Origin of the sequence: Helicobacter sp. 219-2 (genome assembly GCF_030053225.1) — a bacterium.
Lineage (GTDB): Bacteria > Campylobacterota > Campylobacteria > Campylobacterales > Helicobacteraceae > Helicobacter > Helicobacter pylori_C.
Genome location: NZ_JASGBS010000001.1, coordinates 960,083 through 979,367, shown reverse-complemented (window position 1 = coordinate 979,367; position 19,285 = coordinate 960,083). Strand labels below are relative to the sequence as shown.

At 39.0% G+C, this 19,285-nt stretch carries 15 protein-coding genes; 5 read left to right on the top strand and 10 right to left on the bottom strand.

The window, feature by feature from the left end; genetic code table 11:
• Positions 1-5: 5 nt before the first annotated feature.
• The 4 genes from P6280_RS04800 to ispG all read right to left on the bottom strand — a co-directional run bounded on the left by P6280_RS04800 (position 6) and on the right by ispG (position 5,574).
• Positions 6-2,054, bottom strand: a complete 2,049-nt coding sequence (locus tag P6280_RS04800; RefSeq protein ID WP_283237132.1) for a DUF262 domain-containing protein — start codon at positions 2,052-2,054, stop codon at positions 6-8.
• A 153-nt stretch (positions 2,055-2,207) separates the two neighbouring features.
• Complete coding sequence (locus P6280_RS04795) at positions 2,208-3,266, bottom strand: tetratricopeptide repeat protein (protein WP_283237131.1); 1,059 nt, start codon at positions 3,264-3,266, stop codon at positions 2,208-2,210.
• 11 nt (positions 3,267-3,277) lie between these two features.
• The gene (locus tag P6280_RS04790) at positions 3,278-4,483 is read right to left on the bottom strand and encodes a 2,3,4,5-tetrahydropyridine-2,6-carboxylate N-succinyltransferase (RefSeq protein WP_283237462.1); all 1,206 of its coding nucleotides are present in this window, start codon (positions 4,481-4,483) and stop codon (positions 3,278-3,280) included.
• Between the two features lie 11 nt (positions 4,484-4,494).
• Positions 4,495-5,574, bottom strand: coding sequence for a flavodoxin-dependent (E)-4-hydroxy-3-methylbut-2-enyl-diphosphate synthase (gene ispG / locus P6280_RS04785; RefSeq protein WP_000892456.1), 1,080 nt, complete (start codon positions 5,572-5,574; stop codon positions 4,495-4,497).
• Positions 5,575-5,692: 118 nt separating this feature from the next.
• Between ispG and P6280_RS04780 the strand changes: the two genes are divergently transcribed.
• From P6280_RS04780 to P6280_RS04765, 4 genes are read left to right on the top strand one after another with little or no spacing between them, the layout of a single operon-like run.
• Positions 5,693-6,820, top strand: coding sequence for a succinyldiaminopimelate transaminase (locus P6280_RS04780; RefSeq protein ID WP_283237130.1), 1,128 nt, complete (start codon positions 5,693-5,695; stop codon positions 6,818-6,820).
• On the top strand, positions 6,813-8,162 hold the full coding sequence (gene murC, locus P6280_RS04775; protein ID WP_283237129.1) for a UDP-N-acetylmuramate--L-alanine ligase: 1,350 nt from the start codon (positions 6,813-6,815) through the stop codon (positions 8,160-8,162). The genes P6280_RS04780 and murC overlap by 8 nt, the downstream gene beginning before the upstream one ends.
• The gene (locus P6280_RS04770) at positions 8,162-8,527 is read left to right on the top strand and encodes a hypothetical protein (RefSeq protein WP_000500497.1); all 366 of its coding nucleotides are present in this window, start codon (positions 8,162-8,164) and stop codon (positions 8,525-8,527) included. The genes murC and P6280_RS04770 overlap by 1 nt, the downstream gene beginning before the upstream one ends.
• An 18-nt stretch (positions 8,528-8,545) precedes the next feature.
• Positions 8,546-10,792, top strand: a complete 2,247-nt coding sequence (locus P6280_RS04765) for an endonuclease MutS2 (RefSeq protein WP_283237128.1) — start codon at positions 8,546-8,548, stop codon at positions 10,790-10,792.
• A gap of 150 nt (positions 10,793-10,942) precedes the next feature.
• On the opposite strand, the gene ppa is transcribed toward P6280_RS04765, so the two are convergent.
• From ppa to P6280_RS04735, 6 genes are read right to left on the bottom strand one after another with little or no spacing between them, the layout of a single operon-like run.
• The gene (gene ppa, locus P6280_RS04760; protein ID WP_001047364.1) at positions 10,943-11,464 is read right to left on the bottom strand and encodes an inorganic diphosphatase; all 522 of its coding nucleotides are present in this window, start codon (positions 11,462-11,464) and stop codon (positions 10,943-10,945) included.
• 55 nt (positions 11,465-11,519) lie between these two features.
• Positions 11,520-12,806 carry a glycosyltransferase family 25 protein gene (locus P6280_RS04755; RefSeq protein ID WP_283237127.1) on the bottom strand — a complete coding sequence of 429 codons (1,287 nt, stop codon included), beginning with the start codon at positions 12,804-12,806 and terminating at the stop codon, positions 11,520-11,522.
• 52 nt (positions 12,807-12,858) lie between these two features.
• Positions 12,859-13,857 (bottom strand): glycosyltransferase family 25 protein, encoded by a 999-nt coding sequence (locus tag P6280_RS04750; protein ID WP_283237126.1) that lies wholly within the window; start codon positions 13,855-13,857, stop codon positions 12,859-12,861.
• Between the two features lie 24 nt (positions 13,858-13,881).
• The gene (locus P6280_RS04745) at positions 13,882-14,457 is read right to left on the bottom strand and encodes an adenylate kinase (protein ID WP_283237125.1); all 576 of its coding nucleotides are present in this window, start codon (positions 14,455-14,457) and stop codon (positions 13,882-13,884) included.
• Positions 14,458-14,473: 16 nt separating this feature from the next.
• Positions 14,474-16,207: an aspartate--tRNA ligase gene (gene aspS / locus P6280_RS04740; RefSeq protein WP_283237124.1), complete on the bottom strand. Its 1,734-nt coding sequence runs from the start codon at positions 16,205-16,207 to the stop codon at positions 14,474-14,476.
• A gap of 28 nt (positions 16,208-16,235) precedes the next feature.
• On the bottom strand, positions 16,236-17,177 hold the full coding sequence (locus P6280_RS04735; protein WP_283237123.1) for a chemotaxis protein: 942 nt from the start codon (positions 17,175-17,177) through the stop codon (positions 16,236-16,238).
• 77 nt (positions 17,178-17,254) lie between these two features.
• Between P6280_RS04735 and ligA the strand changes: the two genes are divergently transcribed.
• Entirely contained in the window at positions 17,255-19,228 is a 1,974-nt protein-coding gene (gene ligA / locus P6280_RS04730; RefSeq protein ID WP_283237122.1) for an NAD-dependent DNA ligase LigA, read from the top strand.
• Positions 19,229-19,285: the final 57 nt, after the last annotated feature.

Below are 19,285 nucleotides of genomic sequence, written 5' to 3'. Positions count from 1 at the left end.
CTTGTTTATTCTACAATAAAATCTCTAGGATTGAGACCACAGCCTTCTACGAGATCCCTAAGGTTATTGCCCACCGTTTGATAACTCGCGTTGCTGACAAAATAGAATCCGTATTTTTCAAAAGGTGCAACAAGAGTGCCATCTCTATCCCTTAATTGCGCTTTTGCTTTATCCCAACAAATGTATCTTTGAGCTTCATCCGTGTAGCTTTCAAAGGCTTCTTTGGCGTTTTCTAACAAGTAGTCTATGATAGCACTAGCCAATTCCTTAGCGTTTCTTGCTATTTTCCTTTGCTGATTGGGGAGCTTAACGCTTTGAAGATTATGGGAAGTTAAGTCATCATCAAGGGTTTTATTAATCTCTCTGGTGCGGTATTCTTTGGGTAAATCTTTAAACAATTCCACTTGACAAAATTGATCCGCTAAATATTCGCTCCTAGCCTTCACTTCCTCTATCCCCCAAGAATGGGTGTTATTGAGAAAATAGTCGTTTAGATGCAAGGAGCTGTATTGTTCCATAAGCTCTATTTTTGCCTCGTAAGGTTTGTTGCCAAGCTTTTGATTTTGCCCTGATAAGGTTAGATTCCCAAAATTATTGAGGTAGTCTTGCTCAAAAGTGAAATAGTCCCCTACCATGTCGCGCCATTCTTGTGTGGGGGTTTTGGGGTAGAAATGCTCCACTTCTAAATTCTCTTCTTTTGGCGGTTCGGCGTTACTTAATTTTTCAATCTCAAGCAAAATGAATTTGCACGCTTGATTTGCTGAATAAGCGTTACGCACAGCAAACGCCGCTTTAATTTTATCGTCATTGGGGAACGCCGCTTGACCAACGCTCTTGCCCAAATAGCGCTTGAGCGCATCGGCTGAAACATTTTCCTCTAGCTGTCTGTATAAAGAATAAAGAATTTTGTTAAGCGCAGCAGTAGGATCTCCGCACACGCTTCTGCGCACGAAGTAGCTGATAAGGATTTGCAAAATTTCGTAGAAATTTTCATAATCTAATTTGCCCTCTTCAAAGTCTCTGGCGCAACGCAAAACAAAGGGCTTTGCCACGCCAAATTTGATTTTTACGAGATCTTTAATGCGTAGGCGTAAATTCGCTAACTGCTGCGAGTCTCCACGCTCTAAAAAATAATGATCTCTGTCTAAAAAGATTTGATAGATTCTCCCATACTCACGCATATCGCTCATAAGACCTTGTATATCGTCAGGGAAATTGTCTCTGTGGTGGGCTTTTAGCGTGTAATACACTTCGCGCTCTCCCTCTTTTACCTTATCTTCAAAATAAATCCTAAGATAGGTTTTGATAAAATCATTCAAATCCTTTTCACCAAGCCAATTTTCTAAAGGGACCCAATAAGTATCATAGAGATGTTTCTGGTTGTCAGAATTTTCCCCCATCATCAGATAGTTGCGGATGAGATCCAGCCCTTTTAATTGCACGCCTGTAGCGTTGATGCTTTCAAACACCACTTGCGGATCGTCTTCGCCCAACTCTAAACCTATAGCTACGATTTTAAGCCGCAAAAACGCCCCATAAATCTCTTCTATGCGATACCCTTTGCTGATATAATTGTCAAGCTCTTTGGTGAAAAATTTATAATTATTCCTAATGTGTGATACGCCTTGTAGTTCATGCGATCGATTTTGCATGACCAAATCAAAGGCTTCTTTGTCGCTTTTAATGGGTTTGAGACGCAACCTTTGTCCTGAAAGATTGAGTAGATTATTAATCTCTTTTTTTATCCCTTCATTTTTTATCTTTGTTTCTATGGCTTTAAGCAAAAGCATGATGGTAGTAACCCTTTGCTGCCCGTCAATGATGACAAATTCTTGCAGTTGTCTTAAGCTCTTTTCATCATCAATCAAATGCGAAATATAAGTGATAGAACCCATGAAATGCGTTTTCTTATTTTGAGAAATACTGACAATATCTTGCAGTAATTTTTCACAATTTTCTTCTTCCCAAGTGTAGTTCCTCTGGTATACAGGGATAGAAAAGATCGTGCCTGTTAGGGCAAAAAAGTCGTTAATGGTGCTTTGTATTGCTTTCATAGCTCTTCCTTTTAAGTAAAATTACAATCACACCGAGTATTAAATCAAAAAAAAAAAAAGAGCTTAAACTTTTGAAAAAACCGCAATTTGCGACTCAATTTATCCAAAAAAGATAAAAGAGCTTGCATAAAGCAAGCGGCAATCTCTTAAAAATTAGGGTATATCATAAGAATGATACGGCATGAACAAGCGCCCGTAATTAGGATTCACACGCAATAAATGCTCTTTGAAATTCCCGTAATTACGACAGCTTGACTCAAAACCATTATCGCACGCATACGAGAATAAATCCAAAGCCCTCTGATCGTCTTGAGGCACGCCTAAGCCCTTTTGATACAGCACGCCTAAATTGTTACAACTCCCCAAAATCCCCCCATCGCATGCCATTTGAAAATATTTCGCCGCGTAGTGGTTATTCAAAGGAGCCCCTAAATCCCCATTCGCATAGATCCAGCCTAAATTCGCGCACCCCATCATATCCCCAGCGTTACACGCCAGATAATTCAAATCCACTTGACTGAGCTTGGCTTTATCAATGCCATAAATATTATTCACATTAGACATCAAGCCCAGATTATAACAACCCATATCATTCCCATTATCGCATGAAAATTTATAATAACCCATCGCTTTGTAATAATCTTTTGGGACCCCACTCCCATTAGCGAACATCCACCCCAAATTATTGCATGCGATCATGTCCCCCCCTTGACAAGCCACCGCATACAATTGCAAAGCGTTTTCTTTGTCGTTCGTATCCGCATTTTTCTTATTTTCATACATTTGTGCTAAATTCGCGCAAGCGGTCGCATCGCCCCCACTGCAACCCATTTCATAATAGCGAGCGGCTTTTAATCTGTTCGTTTGGATCCCTACCCCATTAGCATACATCGCTCCCACTGCAAAACACCCAGCCGCATTGCCATTATCGCACGATTGGGAAAAAAGCTTAAAAGCCCCTTGATAATCGCCCTTTTTAGCCAATTCAATACCGGCAGAAAGCTCGGTTTGAGCACTTTCAGGCGATCCTAATTTGTCTAACAGATTAGAGTTATCGTTTTTAGGGGTGATTTGGGCGTTAGGGTTTGGCGTGCCCTTGGCGTTAGCGGGGTTTAATTCGGGGGGCGTGTTTTTTGGGGCTTGATTATTTTCTTCAGCGCCGCTAAGCTGTAAGACTAAAAAAACAAGCAGTAATAAACTTTTTTTGAGCATTCTTTTAATCCTTAATGCAGGTTTTGATTCAACTCAATTTTTTTCACGCTCCTAAAAGCAATCAGCTTACCATTTTGGCTATTGGAACGAAAATGCATGCCATTTTTTCCGGAAAGCTCTTTGCCTTTGTAAAGATTATTGGCATGCTTTTCTAAATTGCTATTCACTTCTAAAAGCTTTTTAAACTCATTTTCTTCAATTTCTATCACGCTCCCGGCTAATATTGCAACACCTGCATCCACAATACAGCCATCACCTAGACTGATTCCGGTAACGCTATTAGCCCCTAGCAAACAATTTTTCCCAATACTAATAGGATTGTTATTCCCTCCGCTTAAAACGCCTAAAACGCTCGCTCCCCCACCAATATCAGTGCCTGCTCCAACCACAACTGATGAAGAAATACGCCCCTCATTCATGCACACTCCCATAGCTCCTGCGTTAAAATTCACATAACTAGCCCCGGGCATTTGAGTGTAACCTCCGGTCCCCAAATACGCCCCAAAGCGCGTTTTTGAGCTATCCAGTAAGCGGATATTGTCAAACTCAGGGATTAATTGCATCAAATAGCGCGGAAATTTATCTATAAAATCAATGCTAGGGAAATTGCCTCGCATTTTTAAAGCCACTTCGTTCATTCTAAGCCATTCTAATTCATAAGGCTTGTTGCCGCTCCAAGCCGCATTAGAAAGCTGGTTAAAAATGCCCTCTAAATTCAAACTCCTTAAAGGGGCTTTACCTAAAGAGAGCGCTAAAAGTTTCATATACGCGCTCTCCACGCTCTCGCAAGGCTTATCTTCAAACAAGATCACCAAGCGATAAAGAGACTCCCCATCGCTATTTTTCAAACGATTTTCTTCTAAAGCCTTTAAAAGCTCTAAAACCACTTGGATGTTTTTATGAGTCATTTTATTAGAATAGGCTTCATTCAAAAAGGGCGTATAAAAATCCAATGCTTTTAACACAAAACTTTCATCAATCTCAATGACGCACTCGCTCTCGCTTCTTTTTAGGATTTTTTCTTTTGAAAGCGAGTTGCAAAACACCGCATAAGAGCCTAAATTTTCATCTTTCCAGTTCAAAACGGGGTAAGTGGCGCATAAAATCTTTTTGGAAATAGGGGCAATATCCACTCGGGCAATGCCAAAGCCTAAAGGCTCTCTATAACAACTGGATTGCTGGTAGTTGCTCACAAAATTTTTAAACTTATTTATCATGTTTATCATGCCTAATCCTTTAAACTTTTTTCTCTTTCTTTAGCTAAATTTTCCACTTCTATCACAAAAGTTTCAAACAAATCCTTTTCAGCCAGTTTGTGAATGACTTTACCCTCTTTAATGATCAAACCGCTGCGATTCCCAAAAGCGATCGCCATGTCTGCATGCTTAGCTTCACCTAAAGCATTCACCACGCAACCCATCACGCTAATGTCTAAAGGGGTTTTAATGTGGCTTAGGCGTTTTTCTACTTTGCTCGCCATATCCACTAAATTGGCTTCAATGCGCCCGCAAGTGGGACAAGAAATCCAATTAATCCCTTCTTTCAAACGCCCGCTATGGCGTAAAATCGCTCTAGCCACTTTGATTTCATTTTCTAATTCCCCTGTGATGGATACGCGCATCGTATCCCCAATGCCCTCCATTAAAAGCCCCCCTAAAGCCATGGCGGATTTGATACTGGAGCTAAAAAGATTACCCGCTTCAGTAACCCCCAAATGGAAAGGATAGATCACAAGAGGGCGTAGCATTCTGTAAGCTTCTATGGTGCGCATCACATCGCTCGCTTTTAAAGAAATCTTAAAATCAGTAAAATCCAAATCTTCTAAAAGTTTGGCGTTATACAAAGCGCTTTCTACCATGCCCTTTGGGGTGGGTCCGTATTTTTGATCAAACTGCTTTTCTAAACTCCCGGCATTCACGCCAATTCTTATAGGAATGTTTTTTTCTTTACAAGCATCAACCACCGCTTTGATTTTGTCTTTAGAGCCGATGTTTCCGGGGTTAATCCTGATCGCATCCACGCTTTGAGCGGCAATGAGAGCGAATTTATAATGGAAATGAATATCAGCGATTAAAGGCAAAGGGGACACTTTTTTCAATTCTTTTAAGGCTAGGGCGTCCTTTTCATTACTCACCGCCACCCTCACTAAATCAGCCCCGGCGAGTTTGAGTCGGTCAATTTGATTTTTAGTGCTTTCAATATCAGCGGTTTTACTAAAGGTCATGCTTTGCGTGCTTATGGGAGCATCACCCCCTATGGCCACGCCACCGATAAAAATTTGCTTGGTCTTCACTCTATTTTCTAGCATTAAACCTCTTCATCAGTTAAATTCTTATGCGCTATTATACTCTTTCTTAGTGGTTTCATACCATAACGCTCAAATTTTAGATAAGATTAACCATTCCATTTTAAATTAAAGTAGCCCTATGACCTTTGAGCCTTATCCTTTTGAACGATTAAGAGCCTTGTTTAAAGAGATCACCCCTAAAAAAAGGGGGCTAGATCTAGGCATCGGCGAGCCGCGATTTGAAACGCCCAAATTCATTCAAGACGCTCTCAAACAGCACACCCATTCGCTCAATATTTACCCTAAAAGCACGTTTGAAGAGAGTTTGAGGGAGGCTCAAAGAGGTTTTTTTAAACGCCGTTTTAAGATAGAATTGAAAGAAAACGAATTAGTCTCCACGCTAGGATCTAGGGAAGTGTTATTCAATTTCCCTAGTTTTGTTTTATTTGATTATCAAAACCCCACTATCGCCTACCCTAACCCCTTTTATCAAATCTATGAAGGAGCGGCCCAATTCGCCAGAGCCAAAAGCCTTTTAATGCCCTTAACTAAAGAAAATGATTTCACTCCAAGCTTGAATGAAGAAGAGTTGCAAGAAGTGGATTTAGTGATCTTAAATTCCCCCAACAACCCCACCGGAAGAACCCTTTCTTTAGAAGAGCTGATTAGTTGGGTCCAACTCGCTTTAAAGCATGATTTTATTTTAATCAATGATGAATGCTATAGTGAAATTTATGAAAACACGCCTCCTCCTTCGCTTTTAGAAGCTTGCATGCTTATTGGTAATGAAGCGTTTAAAAATGTTTTGGTTATCCATTCGCTCTCCAAACGCTCTAGCGCTCCAGGGCTAAGGAGTGGTTTTATCGCTGGGGATAGCCGCATTTTAGAAAAATACAAAGCGTTTCGCACTTATTTAGGCTATACGAGCGCTAATGCGATCCAAAAGGCTAGTGAAGCGGCTTGGCTAGATGATAGGCATGCAGAATTTTTCCGCAATATTTATGCGAATAATTTGAAACTGGCGCGAAAAATCTTTAAAGACACGCTCATTTATCCTTATAGTTTTTATGTGTATCTGCCCGTTCAAAACGGCGAAAATTTTGCCAAAACGCTTTATCAAAACGAAGGCATTATCACTTTACCGGCTTTGTATTTAGGGCGTGATCACATCGGCGCTGATTGCGTGCGTTTAGCCCTTGTCTATGACACTCCCCTTTTAGAAAAGCCTTTAGAAATCATAGAAACTTATCGAGAAAATCATGCTTGAAACCCCAAAAGTTTTACTCAAAAACCTGCAAGATTGCAAGATCCATTTTATCGGTATAGGGGGGATTGGCATTTCAGGCTTAGCCAAATACCTTAAAGCGCAAGGGGCTACAATCAGCGGCTCTGATATTGCCATAAGCCCTAGCGTTAAGTATTTGAAAGCTTTAGGCGTAGAAATCAATATCCCGCATGATCCAAAAGCGATCAATAATCAAGATGTCATTATCCATTCAGCCATTATCAAAGAAGACAATACCGAAATACAAAGGGCTAAGGAATTAGAAATCCCTATTTTATCTCGTAAAGACGCTTTGTATTCTATCCTTAAAGACAAGCGCGTTTTTAGCGTGTGCGGGGCTCATGGAAAAAGCAGTATCACGGCCATGTTAAGCGCGATTTGCCCATCGTTTGGAGCGATTATTGGGGCGCATTCTAAAGAGTTTGATTCCAATGTGCGAGAGAGCGCGGATATGAGCTTGGTTTTTGAAGCCGATGAGAGCGATTCAAGTTTTTTATTTTCCAACCCTTTTTGCGCGATTGTGCCTAACACAGAGCCAGAACATTTGGAGCATTATGACTACGATTTAGAACGCTTTTTCTCCGCCTATGAATATTTTTTAGACCATGCTCAAAAAAGAGTGATTTATAAAGAAGATCCTTTTTTGAAAAACTATTCTAAAGACGCCATTACTTTAGAAAAAAAAGACATTTATAATATCCAATACATTTTAAAAGACGGCGAGCCTTACACTTCATTTGAATTGAAAGATTTGGGGGTTTTTTTGGTGTGGGGGTTAGGCGAACACAACGCCACGAATGCGAGTTTGGCGATTTTAAGCGCTTTAGATGAATTGGATTTAGAAGAAATTAGAAATAATTTATTGAATTTCAAAGGCATTAAAAAACGCTTTGATATTTTGCAAAAAAACGCGCTCATCCTCATTGATGATTACGCCCACCACCCTACTGAAATTAACGCCACTTTAAAAAGCACTAGGATTTATGCTAACTTATTGAGCACGCAAGAAAAAATTATTGTAATCTGGCAAGCGCACAAATATTCTCGCTTAATGGATAATTTAGAAGAGTTTAAAAAATGTTTTTTAGAGCATTGCGACAGATTGATCATTTTGCCTGTTTATAGCGCGAGTGAAGTCAAAAGAGACATTGATTTGAAAGCCCATTTTAAGCATTATAACCCCACCTTTATAGACAGGGTGCGTAAAAAGGGGGATTTTTTAGAGCTGTTAGTCAATGATAATGTGGTAGAAACGATTGAAAAAGGCTTTGTGATAGGCTTTGGAGCGGGGGATATTACCTATCAATTGAGAGGCGAAATGTAATGGGTGCAGCGGTTGTTTTATTTTTAACGCTAATTTTATTGTTTTTAGTTTTAGGGGATTTTGGTTTAGCAAGCCCTAAACAAAAACTTGTAGCTTTTTTAATCGTAGGGATTATAGGAGCGAGCATAAGCGTTTATACTTACCAACAAAACCAACAAAACCAACGAGAAATCGCTTTGCAAAGAGCGTTTTTAAGGGGGGACACCTTGTTGTGTAAAGGCATTAAAGTGAATAACCAAACCTTTAATTTAGTGAGCGGGACTTTGAGCTTTTTAGGCAAAAAACAAACCCCTATGAAAGATGTTCTTGTGGATTTGGATTCTTGTCAGACGCTTCAAAAAGATCCCTTAATCCAACCCCAATGAACCCCCCAATAAACCCCAATGAATAATAATAATACCCCACCCAAACCCCTAGAAGAAAGCCTGGATTTAAAAGAGTTTATCGCTCTTTTTAAAACCTTTTTTGCAAAAGAAAGAGATACTATTATTTTAGAAAACGATCTCAAGCAGACTTTCACTTATTTAAACGAAGTGGATGCGATCGGGTTGCCTACCCCTAAAAGCGTGAAAGAAAGCGATCTCATTGTCATCAAACTCACCAAATTAGGGACGCTCCATTTAGATGAAATTTTTGAGATTGTCAAACGATTGCGCTACATTGTCATTTTACAAAACACTTTTAAAACTTTCACGCATTTGAAATTTCATGAACGCCTTAACGCTATTGTTCTGCCCCTTTTTTTTAATGATCTAATCGCTTTATTTGATGATGAGGGAAAAATCAAACAAGGGGCTAACGCTACCCTAGACGCTTTGAATGAAAGTTTGAACCGCCTTAAAAAAGAGAGTGCAAAAATCATTCACCATTACGCCCATTCTAAAGAGCTTGCCCCTTATTTAATGGATACGCAAAGCCATTTTAAGCATGGTTATGAATGCCTTTTATTGAAAAGCGGGTTTTCTAGCGCGATTAAAGGCGTTGTGCTAGAAAGGAGCGCTAATGGCTATTTCTATCTTTTGCCTGAAAGCGTGCAAAAAATCGTGCAAAAAATCGCGCAAATTGATAATGAAATAGATTGCTGTATTGTTGAAATGTGTCAAACTCTAAGCCATAGCTTGCAAAAACACCTTTTATTTTTAAAATTCCTTTTTAAAGAATTTGATTTTTTAGACAGCTTGCAAGCCAGGCTTAATTTCGCTAAAGCCTACAATTTAGAATTTGTCATGCCAAGCTTTACTCAAAAGAAAATGATTTTAGAAAACTTTTCGCACCCCATTTTAAAAGAGCCAAAGCCCTTAAATTTGAAGTTTGAAAAGTCCATGCTCGCTGTTACCGGCGTGAATGCCGGCGGGAAAACCATGCTCTTAAAATCGCTTTTAAGCGCGGCTTTTTTAAGCAAGCATCTTATTGCTATGAAAATCAACGCCCATCATTCCATTATCCCCTATTTTAAAGAAATCCACGCCATTATTAATGACCCCCAAAACAGCGCGAACAATATCTCTACTTTTGCCGGCAGAATGAAGCAATTTAGCGCTCTTTTATCCAAAGAAAACATGCTTTTAGGCGTTGATGAAATTGAGCTAGGGACTGACGCTGATGAAGCGAGCAGTTTGTATAAAACCCTGTTAGAAAGATTGCTTAAACAAAACAACCAAATCATTATCACCACGCACCACAAACGCCTGAGCGTGTTAATGGCAGAAAACAAGGAAGTGGAATTACTAGCCGCTCTTTATGATGAGGAAAAAGAACGGCCCACTTACACTTTTTTAAAAGGGGTTATTGGCAAAAGCTATGCGTTTGAAACCGCTTTGCGCTATGGCGTGCCGCATTTTTTGATTGAAAAAGCAAAAGCTTTCTATGGCGAAGATAAGGAAAAATTGAATGTTTTGATTGAAAATTCCAGCGCGTTAGAAAGGGAATTGAAGCAAAAAAATGAACTTTTAGAGAACGCTTTAAAAGAGCAAGAAGATTTAAAAAACGCATGGCTTTTAGAAATGGAAAAACAAAAAGAAATCTTTCACAATAAAAAATTGGAATTGGAAAAATCCTACCAACAAGCCCTAAATCTCTTAAAAAGCGAAGTCGCTTCAAAAGATACCAGCTCCATGCATAAAGAAATCCATAAAGCGAGCGAAATTTTAAACAAGCATAAAACAAACCAGGAGATCCCACAAATCATAACGAGCTTTCAAGCCAACGAAAAAGCGCGCTATAAAAATGAAAGCGTGCTGATTGTGCAAATTTTAGACAAGGGCTATTATTGGATAGAAACCGAGCTTGGCATGCGTTTAAAAGCGCATGGGAGTTTGTTGAAAAAAATCCAAAAACCCCCTAAAAACAAATTCAAACCCCCTAAAACAACCATTCCTAAACCCCAAAAAGCGAGCTTACGCCTTGATTTAAGGGGGCAACGCAGCGAAGAAGCCCTAGATTCACTAGACGCTTTTTTAAACGACGCGCTTTTAGGGGGCTTTGAAGAAGTGCTTATTTGCCATGGCAAGGGGAGCGGGATTTTAGAAAAGTTTGTGAAAGAATTTTTAAAAAACCACCCTAAAGTGGTAAGCTTTAGCGACGCTCCCATTAATTTAGGCGGTAGTGGGGTTAAAATCGTTAAATTGTAGTTTTTGGCGCTTTTTTATGGGGGATTAATACAAAAATCCGCTTTTAGACCATAAAGCCATTTCACACCAACACTAAATGAGAACAAAGCCTTTTTAAAAGAGCGTTAAAAAGGGCTTTTAAGCTTGATTGAGCCAAAACCCTTAAAATCTTTAGCCTTGATAGGCTTTTATCGCTTTCTCTAAAACCTTAATCGCACTCTCTTTGTTTTCAAACCCCTTGACTTTCACCCATTTATTAGGCTCTAAATCCTTGTAAGTTTCAAAAAAATGCTTGATTTTATCTAAAGTGTGTTTGGATAAATCATTAATATCTTTGACATAGGAATGCGTGGGATCGATCTTATCTATGGGCAGAGCGAGTAATTTTTCATCCATTCCGCTTTCATCTTCCATGTTCAAAACCCCAACCAAGCGCGCTTTCACCACGCTCCCGGCTTGAAAAGCCACATCGCTTAAAACAAGCGCATCTACAGGGTCGCCATCAGATCCTAGAGTGTTAGGCACAAAGCCATAATTGGCGGGGTAATTTTGCGCCCCATAAAGCACCCTATCCACCATTAAAGCCCCGCTTTCTTTATCCAGTTCATACTTGATATTAGAATGCTTGGATATTTCAATCACCACGCACAAAGCGTTAGCGTCATGGCTAATTTCTAGTTTTTCTAAATTCATTGCAATCTCCTTTGAATAATAAAAAAGACTTATTCTAACATAAAGCCCGCTCTTTTTAAACCTCTTTAGGGGTTTTTAAAGGAGCGTATTGTTTGCTGTATTTGTGAAACGCTCTCAAGCACTTTTTGGTGTTTAATTGATGATAAAAAAGATTATCAAAATAAGACTTTTTAGGGGGTTTTAATGAAATATCAGGCTTTTTCGCATTTTGGATGGTGCTATTGAAAGCATGCTTATTCAAAGAAACAGGGCAAGGCACATAAGTAAAATTAGCAATATCATGGTAAGTTGGGTTGTTTATGAACATATCCACCGGCTCTATGATTTTAAAACGCTCCGTGGCTTCTATAAAAGTTTTAGCTCCCTTAGGCGTGAGATAGTAGCCGGCTGTAGAAGCCACATACACGCTGGTGAGGTAAAAATGCTCTAAAAAAAAGGCTTCTTTTTCACTACCAGCACGCCTTTCCCAAAAGGTCTCTTTGATGTTTGCCTCTTTTGCCAACAAGGATTCGTATTTTCCTGTGAGATCATCGTATTTTCCTGTGAGATCATCGTATTTTCCTGTGAGATCATCGTATTTTCCTGTGAGTTCATCGTATTTTCCTGTGAGTTCATCGTATTTTGCCACGAGTTTCTTATATACTTCTGTCCGAGCTAAAATATTTCCCATGAGATGGTTGAGTTTTCTTTTAATTTTTTTAAAAACCACTTGATTAAAAGAGATTTTTTGGGGCGCTATTTTGCAAGGATCAGATGGTTCTTTGGGGTTTTGTTGCGTATCATTAATTAAATCTTGTTGTGTATCTTGTGCGGGATTGGGGGGGGGGGGGGGGGTAACTTCATGGTTTTCAATAGGTGCTTCAGCCTCTGTATAATCAGCCTCTTCAACCTCTGTATAGATAGGGAGAGTGCACAAATTGGTTTTATGGCCTCCCCAATAATGCCCATAGAGTCTCACAAAATCAAAAGGGCTTTTCAAGCAATCTTCTAGGGCTTGCATGAAGTTAGATTCTAACGCTACATCATCTTCTAAAATGACGATCGGTTGGTTTGTTTTGACGCATTCCTTCCATAAAAAATAATGGCTTAAATAGCACCCAAATTCTCGGGGCAATAACTCTTGATAACAATAATCAGAATGGAACCAATCGGATTTTAACATGCTTTGCGCATCATAAAGCTCTTGAACGAATTTTTCAAAATCTTGATGTTTAGGGCTAATAGCGTCAAAGATTTGAAAGACACAACGCCCTTTAAATTTTTCATTGGATTCTAAAACGAGTTTTTCCGTATCCAAACGCCTTTGACTTTCTTTTAACGAGATGATATAGACTTGTATCAAGTGAACTCCTAAATATGGTATTCCATTCTACCATAAAGTTTTTTCATTCTTTTTAAACCTCTTTAGGGGTTTTTAAATGATCATATTGTTTGCTGTATTTGTGAAAGGCTTTTAAACGCTTTTTAGCGTTAAGGCTATAGTAGAAAAGATTCTTAAAAGTTGATTTTTTAGGCGGAAGCAGGTAAGATTTCAAGCTCTTTTTTTGGGGCTTTTGAATCGTGCTGTCTAAAGAATGCTCACTTAAAGAAACAGGGCAAGGCACATAGGTAAAATTAGCAATATCATGGTAAGCGGAATTATCCATAAACATATCCACCGGCTCTATGATTTTAAAACGCTCCGTAGCTTCTATAAAAGTTTTAGCGCCCTTAGGCGTGAGATAGTAGCCGGCTGTAGAAGCCACATACACGCTGGTGAGGTAAAAATGCTCTAAAAAAAAGGCTTCTTTTTCATGCGTTGAGTAATAGCTTTTTTGTATTTTTTTGAGAATATAGTGGATGACTTTATGGGTAGAAAGATTTAAAAATCTAGAAACATCAAAAAATTTTTTAAATTTTTCTAAAATAGGGTTATTTTTAAAAGGATAATCAAAGGGAGGAAATACAAATTCTTTGGGTAAAACATGGAATTTTGTCTCGTGGTAATACCAATAGCACCCATAGAGTCTCACAAAATCAAAAGGGCTTTTCAAGCAATCTTCTAGGGCTTGCATAAAGTTAGATTCTAGTGCTACATCATCTTCTAAAATAACAACCGGTTGGTTTGTTTTAACGCATTCTTTCCATAAAAGATAATGGCTTAAATAGCACCCTAATTCAGGCAAAGTCAAACCAGCGCCAACATAAGAATGGAACCAATCGGATTTTAACATGCTTTGCGCATCATAAAGCTCTTGAACGAATTTTTCAAAATCTTCGTGTTTGGGGCTAATAGCGTCAAAGATTTGAAAAGCACAACGCCCTTTAAATTTTTCATTGGATTCTAAAACGAGTTTTTCAGTATCCAAACGCCTTTGACTTTCTTTTAACGAGATGATATAAACAGAAATCACAACTATTCGCCTTGCTAGCCAACCTTAATGTTCAAAAGACAAAATATACTCTTGCATTTCATGCACGATTTCTTCAATACTTCTTTCGCCATTGATTGTTTTATACACCTTCTTATTCTTGTAAAAATTTTGGATCTCACCCAACGGATCCAAAAACACCCGCATGCGGTTATGAAACACCACCTCATTATCATCAGCCCCCCTAGAGCGCCCTAAAACCCTTTCTTTAGCGGTATTTTCACTCACTTCCACTTCAATCACGCTCTTTAAAACCACTTCGTTTTGAGTGCTCAATTCCTTATCCAAAGCTTGCATTTGTTCCACGCTCCTAGGGTAGCCATCAATTAAAATGATCCCTTTATCAGAGCTTTTAATCGCTGAAAGGATCGTTTCTACCACAATTTCTAAAGGCACTAATTCGCCTTGAGAAGTGAATTTCTCAATCAATAAACCTCGCTTAGTCTTTTTAGTGCTCTCAGCCCTTAGTAAATCCCCGGTAGAAAAATGAGCGATTTTTTCGCTGTTATTCTTAGCGATAAGCTCTGCATCAGTGGTTTTACCACTCCCTGGGGCTCCAATAATCAAAAATAGTTGTTTCATATCTTATCCTTTCAAATTATTTTCTTAAGCGAATGTGTAATTCTCTTAGTTGCTCTTCATTGATGGGGCTAGGAGCGTCAGTCAATAAACATGAAGCTTTTTGCGTTTTAGGGAAAGCGATCACATCTCTAATGCTACTAGATTTAGTCATTAGCATGATCAAGCGATCAAAACCTATCGCAAAGCCCCCATGAGGAGGAGCGCCAAACTTTAGCGCTTCCAGTAAAAAGCCAAATTTCTTTTGCGCTTCCTCTTCGTTGATATTGATTCTTTCAAAGACTTTTTTTTGCATTTCTTCTTTATGAATCCTTATGCTCCCCCCACCAAGCTCCACGCCATTAAGCACCACATCATACGCATGCGCTTCAATCTCTTCTATATCTTCGCATTCTATATTTTTAGGCATCGTAAAAGGGTGGTGCGCGGCATGATAGCCGTTTTCAGTTTTTTCAAACATGGGGAAATTGACTACCCATAAGAAATTCAAAGCGTCTTTATCAATCAAATCAAGCGTTTCAGCTACTTTCAAGCGCAAACGCCCCATGTAATCTAACACGATTTTTTTATCCCCGGCTCCAAAAAAGACAATATCCCCGGTTTTTGCATCAGTTTTTTCTAAAATATTTTTAAGCCCCTTTTCGCTTAAAAATTTAACTAAAGGCCCCTTAACCCCATCTTCTTTAATTTGCAAATACGCCAAGCCTTGAGCCCCAAATTGGCGCACAAATTCTTCTAATTCTTTTAAAACGCTGCGGCTAAAAATCGCATCAGCCCCCTTAACATTCAAAGCTTTAATGCGTTTGTTTTTAGGATCTTGCGCGATATTAGAAAAAATAGCGTTTGAGCTGTCCATAAAACAATCCCCCACTTCTATTAAGGGCAATCCAAAGCGTAAATCCGGCTTATCGCTCCCGTAATTTTCCATTGCTTCCTTATAAGGCATGCGTTTAAAAGGTTTAGAAATATTATGCCCAATCGCTTTAAAAATCTCTTGCAACAAATCTTCCACCACGCCCATCACATCATTTTCGCTACAAAAACTCATTTCCGCATCAATTTGCGTGAATTCTGGCTGCCTGTCCGCTCTCAAATCTTCATCTCTAAAGCAACGAGCGATTTGAAAATACCTGTCCATTCCCCCCACCATTAAAAGCTGTTTGAACAATTGCGGGCTTTGAGGGAGCGCGAAAAATTCGCCCTCATGCACCCTACTTGGCACTAAATAATCCCTAGCCCCCTCAGGCGTAGTTTTAGACAAAATGGGGGTTTCAATCTCTAAAAATCCCTTTTGAGCTAAAACATTACGAGCGATTAAAGCCACTTCGCTGCGCAATTTAAAGATTTCATAAGCACTCAAAGAGCGCAAATCCAAATAGCGGTATTTCAAGCGCAAATCTTCATTCACATTTTTATTGCCAATTTCAATCGGTGGGGTAGCGCTTTTATTTTCAATGACTAACTCTTCTAAAACAATTTCAATTTTACCGGTCTTTAGTTTAGGGTTTTCTAACCCGGGCCCTCTTAAACGAGTTTTTCCTTTAGCCACTAGCACAAATTCACTCCTAACTTCTAAAGCCTTTTCATAAGCCTTAGAGCTAGGATCACAGACTAATTGCACTAAGCCGCTTTTATCCCTTAAATCAATAAAAACCACGCCTCCATGGTCTCTATAAGTGTTACACCATCCGGCTACTTTGATGGTTTTACCCACATCTTTTTCACTAATTTCTGCACAGAAATGACTTCGCATGTTTTATCCCTTAAAACAAAAATTAAATTTATGAAAGCGTTTTTTTAAGCATTTCATGGATTTCAAGAATGTTAGATTTTACCACAAAACCATCCGCTTCTAAAGATTGGGCTAATTGGCGGTTAGAATCGCTGCTCATGGACGAATTGATAATCACAGGAAGATGTTCAGTTCTGCTATCAGCTTTAATGGTTTTTAACACTTCAAACCCTGAAATAACAGGCATTTCTAAATCCGTAATGACCACGCCGACCTGTTGGTAATGTTCTTTTTCATACAAATAATCCAACAATTCTTTTCCGTTTGGAAAGGCTAGATAACGCAATTCTAAAGTTTGAACGATTTTTTCTAGGGTTTTAAGAGCGCTCAAGGAGTCTTCAGCGATCAAAATGAGTTTTTGGCTTTGAATGGCTTCTATGCAACGCAAAGTCAAATCGTCTAAATCCTTCAAGCTAGGGAAAACATCGCTAACCATCTTTTCCACATCTAAGATCTGCACCACCCGTTCTTCATCAAAACGAGTGATAGCGCTAATCTTACCCTCTTCATTAATGCCTTGTTTGTCCCCAGCGCTAATCTCAGTCCAATTTTTATGGATAATCCTTTCAATTTTTAAAACCTTTAGAGCGATGGAATGGTTAGAAAAATGGCACACAATCACCAAATTATGCTCATCTTTAACGCTGCATTCTTTTAAATTGCAACTCGGATCACTAGCGTTATAATGCAACCACCTTTTCACATCCACCAAAGGAATGGATTCGCCCCTAACGCTAAGAAACCCGAGCATCATGCCATCGCTCCCCCCAAGAACCTCTGTAACCTCCCCGTCATAATGGATAATTTCTCGGATCTTAAAAATATTCATGCCATAAAGCTGGGCGTCTTTTTCTGCATCTAATCTAAAGCATAGAAATCGCGCTTCGTTGTTTAAGTGCAACGAAGTCGTTTTGTCAATGTCTCTTACCACCTATTTTCCCCTAAAGCCCTATCAAAGATTAAATGTTATAATACTACCCTAATTTAGTTTAAAAGGTTTTTACAAAAATGATAAAAAGCCAAAAAGAATATTTAGAAAGAATTGAATATTTAAACACCCTATCGCACCATTATTACAACCTTGATGAGTCAATCGTAAGCGATGCGATCTATGATGAACTTTACCAAGAATTAAAAGCTTATGAAGAAAAAAACCCTAATAGCATTCAAGCCAATTCCCCTACCCAAAAAGTGGGGGTCACTGCCACCAATTCGTTCAACAAAAACCCCCATTTAATGCGGATGTGGAGTTTAGATGATGTGTTCAATCAAAGCGAATTGCAAGCGTGGTTGCAACGCATTTTAAAAGCCTATCCTAGCGCTTCGTTCGTGTGTTCGCCCAAACTTGATGGGGTTTCGCTCAATCTTTTGTATCAACATGGCAAGCTAGTGAAGGCGACCACTAGGGGCAACGGCTTAGAAGGGGAATTAGTGAGTGCAAACGCTAAATACATCGCTAATATCCCCCACGCTATCGCTTATAATGGAGAAATAGAAATCAGGGGCGAAGTGATCATTTCTAAAAAGGATTTTGACGCTTTAAATAAAGAGCGCTTAAACGCTAGTGAACCCCTATTCGCCAACCCTAGAAATGCCGCATCAGGGAGTTTGAGGCAGCTTGATAGCGAAATCACTAAAAAGCGTAAATTGCAATTCATTCCTTGGGGCGTGGGCAAGCATTCTTTAAATTTCCTAAGCTTTAAGGAGTGTTTGGATTTTATTGTTTCGCTAGGTTTTAGCGCTATTCAATACTTAAGCCTGAACAAAAACCACCAAGAAATAGAAGAAAATTACCACACCCTGATTAAAGAAAGGGAGGGCTTTTTTGCCCTTTTAGACGGCATGGTGATCGTTGTGAATGAATTAAATATTCAAAAGGAGCTAGGCTACACGCAAAAATCCCCTAAATTCGCTTGCGCTTATAAATTCCCGGCTCTAGAAAAACACACCAAAATCATAGGAGTCATTAACCAAGTGGGGCGCAGCGGGGCGATCACACCGGTCGCTGTTTTAGAGCCTGTAGAAATTGCTGGAGCTATCATTACGAAAGCGACCTTACACAATTATTCTGAAATTGAAAAAAAGAATATCATGCTCAATGATAGGGTTGTTGTCATTAGAAGCGGCGATGTGATCCCTAAAATCATCAAACCTTTAGAATCTTATAGAGACGGCTCGCAACACCCTATTATACGCCCCAAAGTTTGCCCTATATGTTCGCATGAGCTTTTATGCGAAGAGATTTTTACTTATTGTCAAAATCTCAACTGCCCGGCAAGGTTGAAAGAAAGCTTGATTCATTTCGCTTCTAAAGACGCTTTAAACATTCAAGGCCTAGGCGATAAAGTCATAGAGCAACTTTTTGAAGAAAAACTCATTTTTAACGCTCTGGATTTGTATGCTTTAAAATTAGAAGATTTAATGCGGCTAGACAAATTCAAAATCAAAAAAGCTCAAAATCTATTGGACGCTATTTTAAAAAGCAAAAACTCTCCCTTATGGCGTTTGATTAACGCTTTAGGGATTGAGCATATCGGCAAGGGAGCGAGTAAAACGCTGGCTAGATACGGCTTAAATGTGTTAGAAAAAAGCGAAGCTGAGTTTTTAGAAATGGAAGGCTTTGGGGTGGAAATGGCGCGCTCTTTAGTCAATTTTTATGCGAGCAATCAGGAATTTATCCGATCGCTATTTGATTTGTTGAACCCTAAAAACAGCGATGATATGGCCAAAGAAAAGCAAGAAAGCTCTTCTGTTTTCAACAATAAAACGATTGTTTTAACCGGCACGCTTTCTAAACCACGGCAAGAATACGCTCAAATGTTGGAAAATTTAGGGGCAAAAATTTCTTCAAGCGTGAGCGCTAAAACCGATTTTTTAATCGTTGGAGAAAACGCCGGCTCAAAACTCGCTCTAGCAAAAAAACATGGCGTGAGCGTTTTGAATGAAGAAGAATTATTAAAGCGCCTTAAAGAATTTGATTAAATTCTAAAGAAAAATTCCAATTTTCATTCTTAATGAATTTACTCACAAAATCCTATT

What these genes read in the sequence shown, in the direction of transcription:
- P6280_RS04800 (WP_283237132.1), bottom strand. Translation starts at nt 2,054, where the DNA reads ATGAAAGCAATACAAAGCACCATTAACGACTTTTTTGCCCTAACAGGC.
- P6280_RS04765 (WP_283237128.1), top strand. Translation starts at nt 8,546, where the DNA reads ATGAATAATAATAATACCCCACCCAAACCCCTAGAAGAAAGCCTGGAT.
- ppa (WP_001047364.1), bottom strand. Translation starts at nt 11,464, where the DNA reads ATGAATTTAGAAAAACTAGAAATTAGCCATGACGCTAACGCTTTGTGC.
- P6280_RS04780 (WP_283237130.1), top strand. Translation starts at nt 5,693, where the DNA reads ATGACCTTTGAGCCTTATCCTTTTGAACGATTAAGAGCCTTGTTTAAA.
- aspS (WP_283237124.1), bottom strand. Translation starts at nt 16,207, where the DNA reads ATGCGAAGTCATTTCTGTGCAGAAATTAGTGAAAAAGATGTGGGTAAA.
- ligA (WP_283237122.1), top strand. Translation starts at nt 17,255, where the DNA reads ATGATAAAAAGCCAAAAAGAATATTTAGAAAGAATTGAATATTTAAAC.
- P6280_RS04745 (WP_283237125.1), bottom strand. Translation starts at nt 14,457, where the DNA reads ATGAAACAACTATTTTTGATTATTGGAGCCCCAGGGAGTGGTAAAACC.
- P6280_RS04790 (WP_283237462.1), bottom strand. Translation starts at nt 4,483, where the DNA reads ATGATAAATAAGTTTAAAAATTTTGTGAGCAACTACCAGCAATCCAGT.
- murC (WP_283237129.1), top strand. Translation starts at nt 6,813, where the DNA reads ATGCTTGAAACCCCAAAAGTTTTACTCAAAAACCTGCAAGATTGCAAG.
- ispG (WP_000892456.1), bottom strand. Translation starts at nt 5,574, where the DNA reads ATGCTAGAAAATAGAGTGAAGACCAAGCAAATTTTTATCGGTGGCGTG.
- P6280_RS04770 (WP_000500497.1), top strand. Translation starts at nt 8,162, where the DNA reads ATGGGTGCAGCGGTTGTTTTATTTTTAACGCTAATTTTATTGTTTTTA.
- P6280_RS04795 (WP_283237131.1), bottom strand. Translation starts at nt 3,266, where the DNA reads ATGCTCAAAAAAAGTTTATTACTGCTTGTTTTTTTAGTCTTACAGCTT.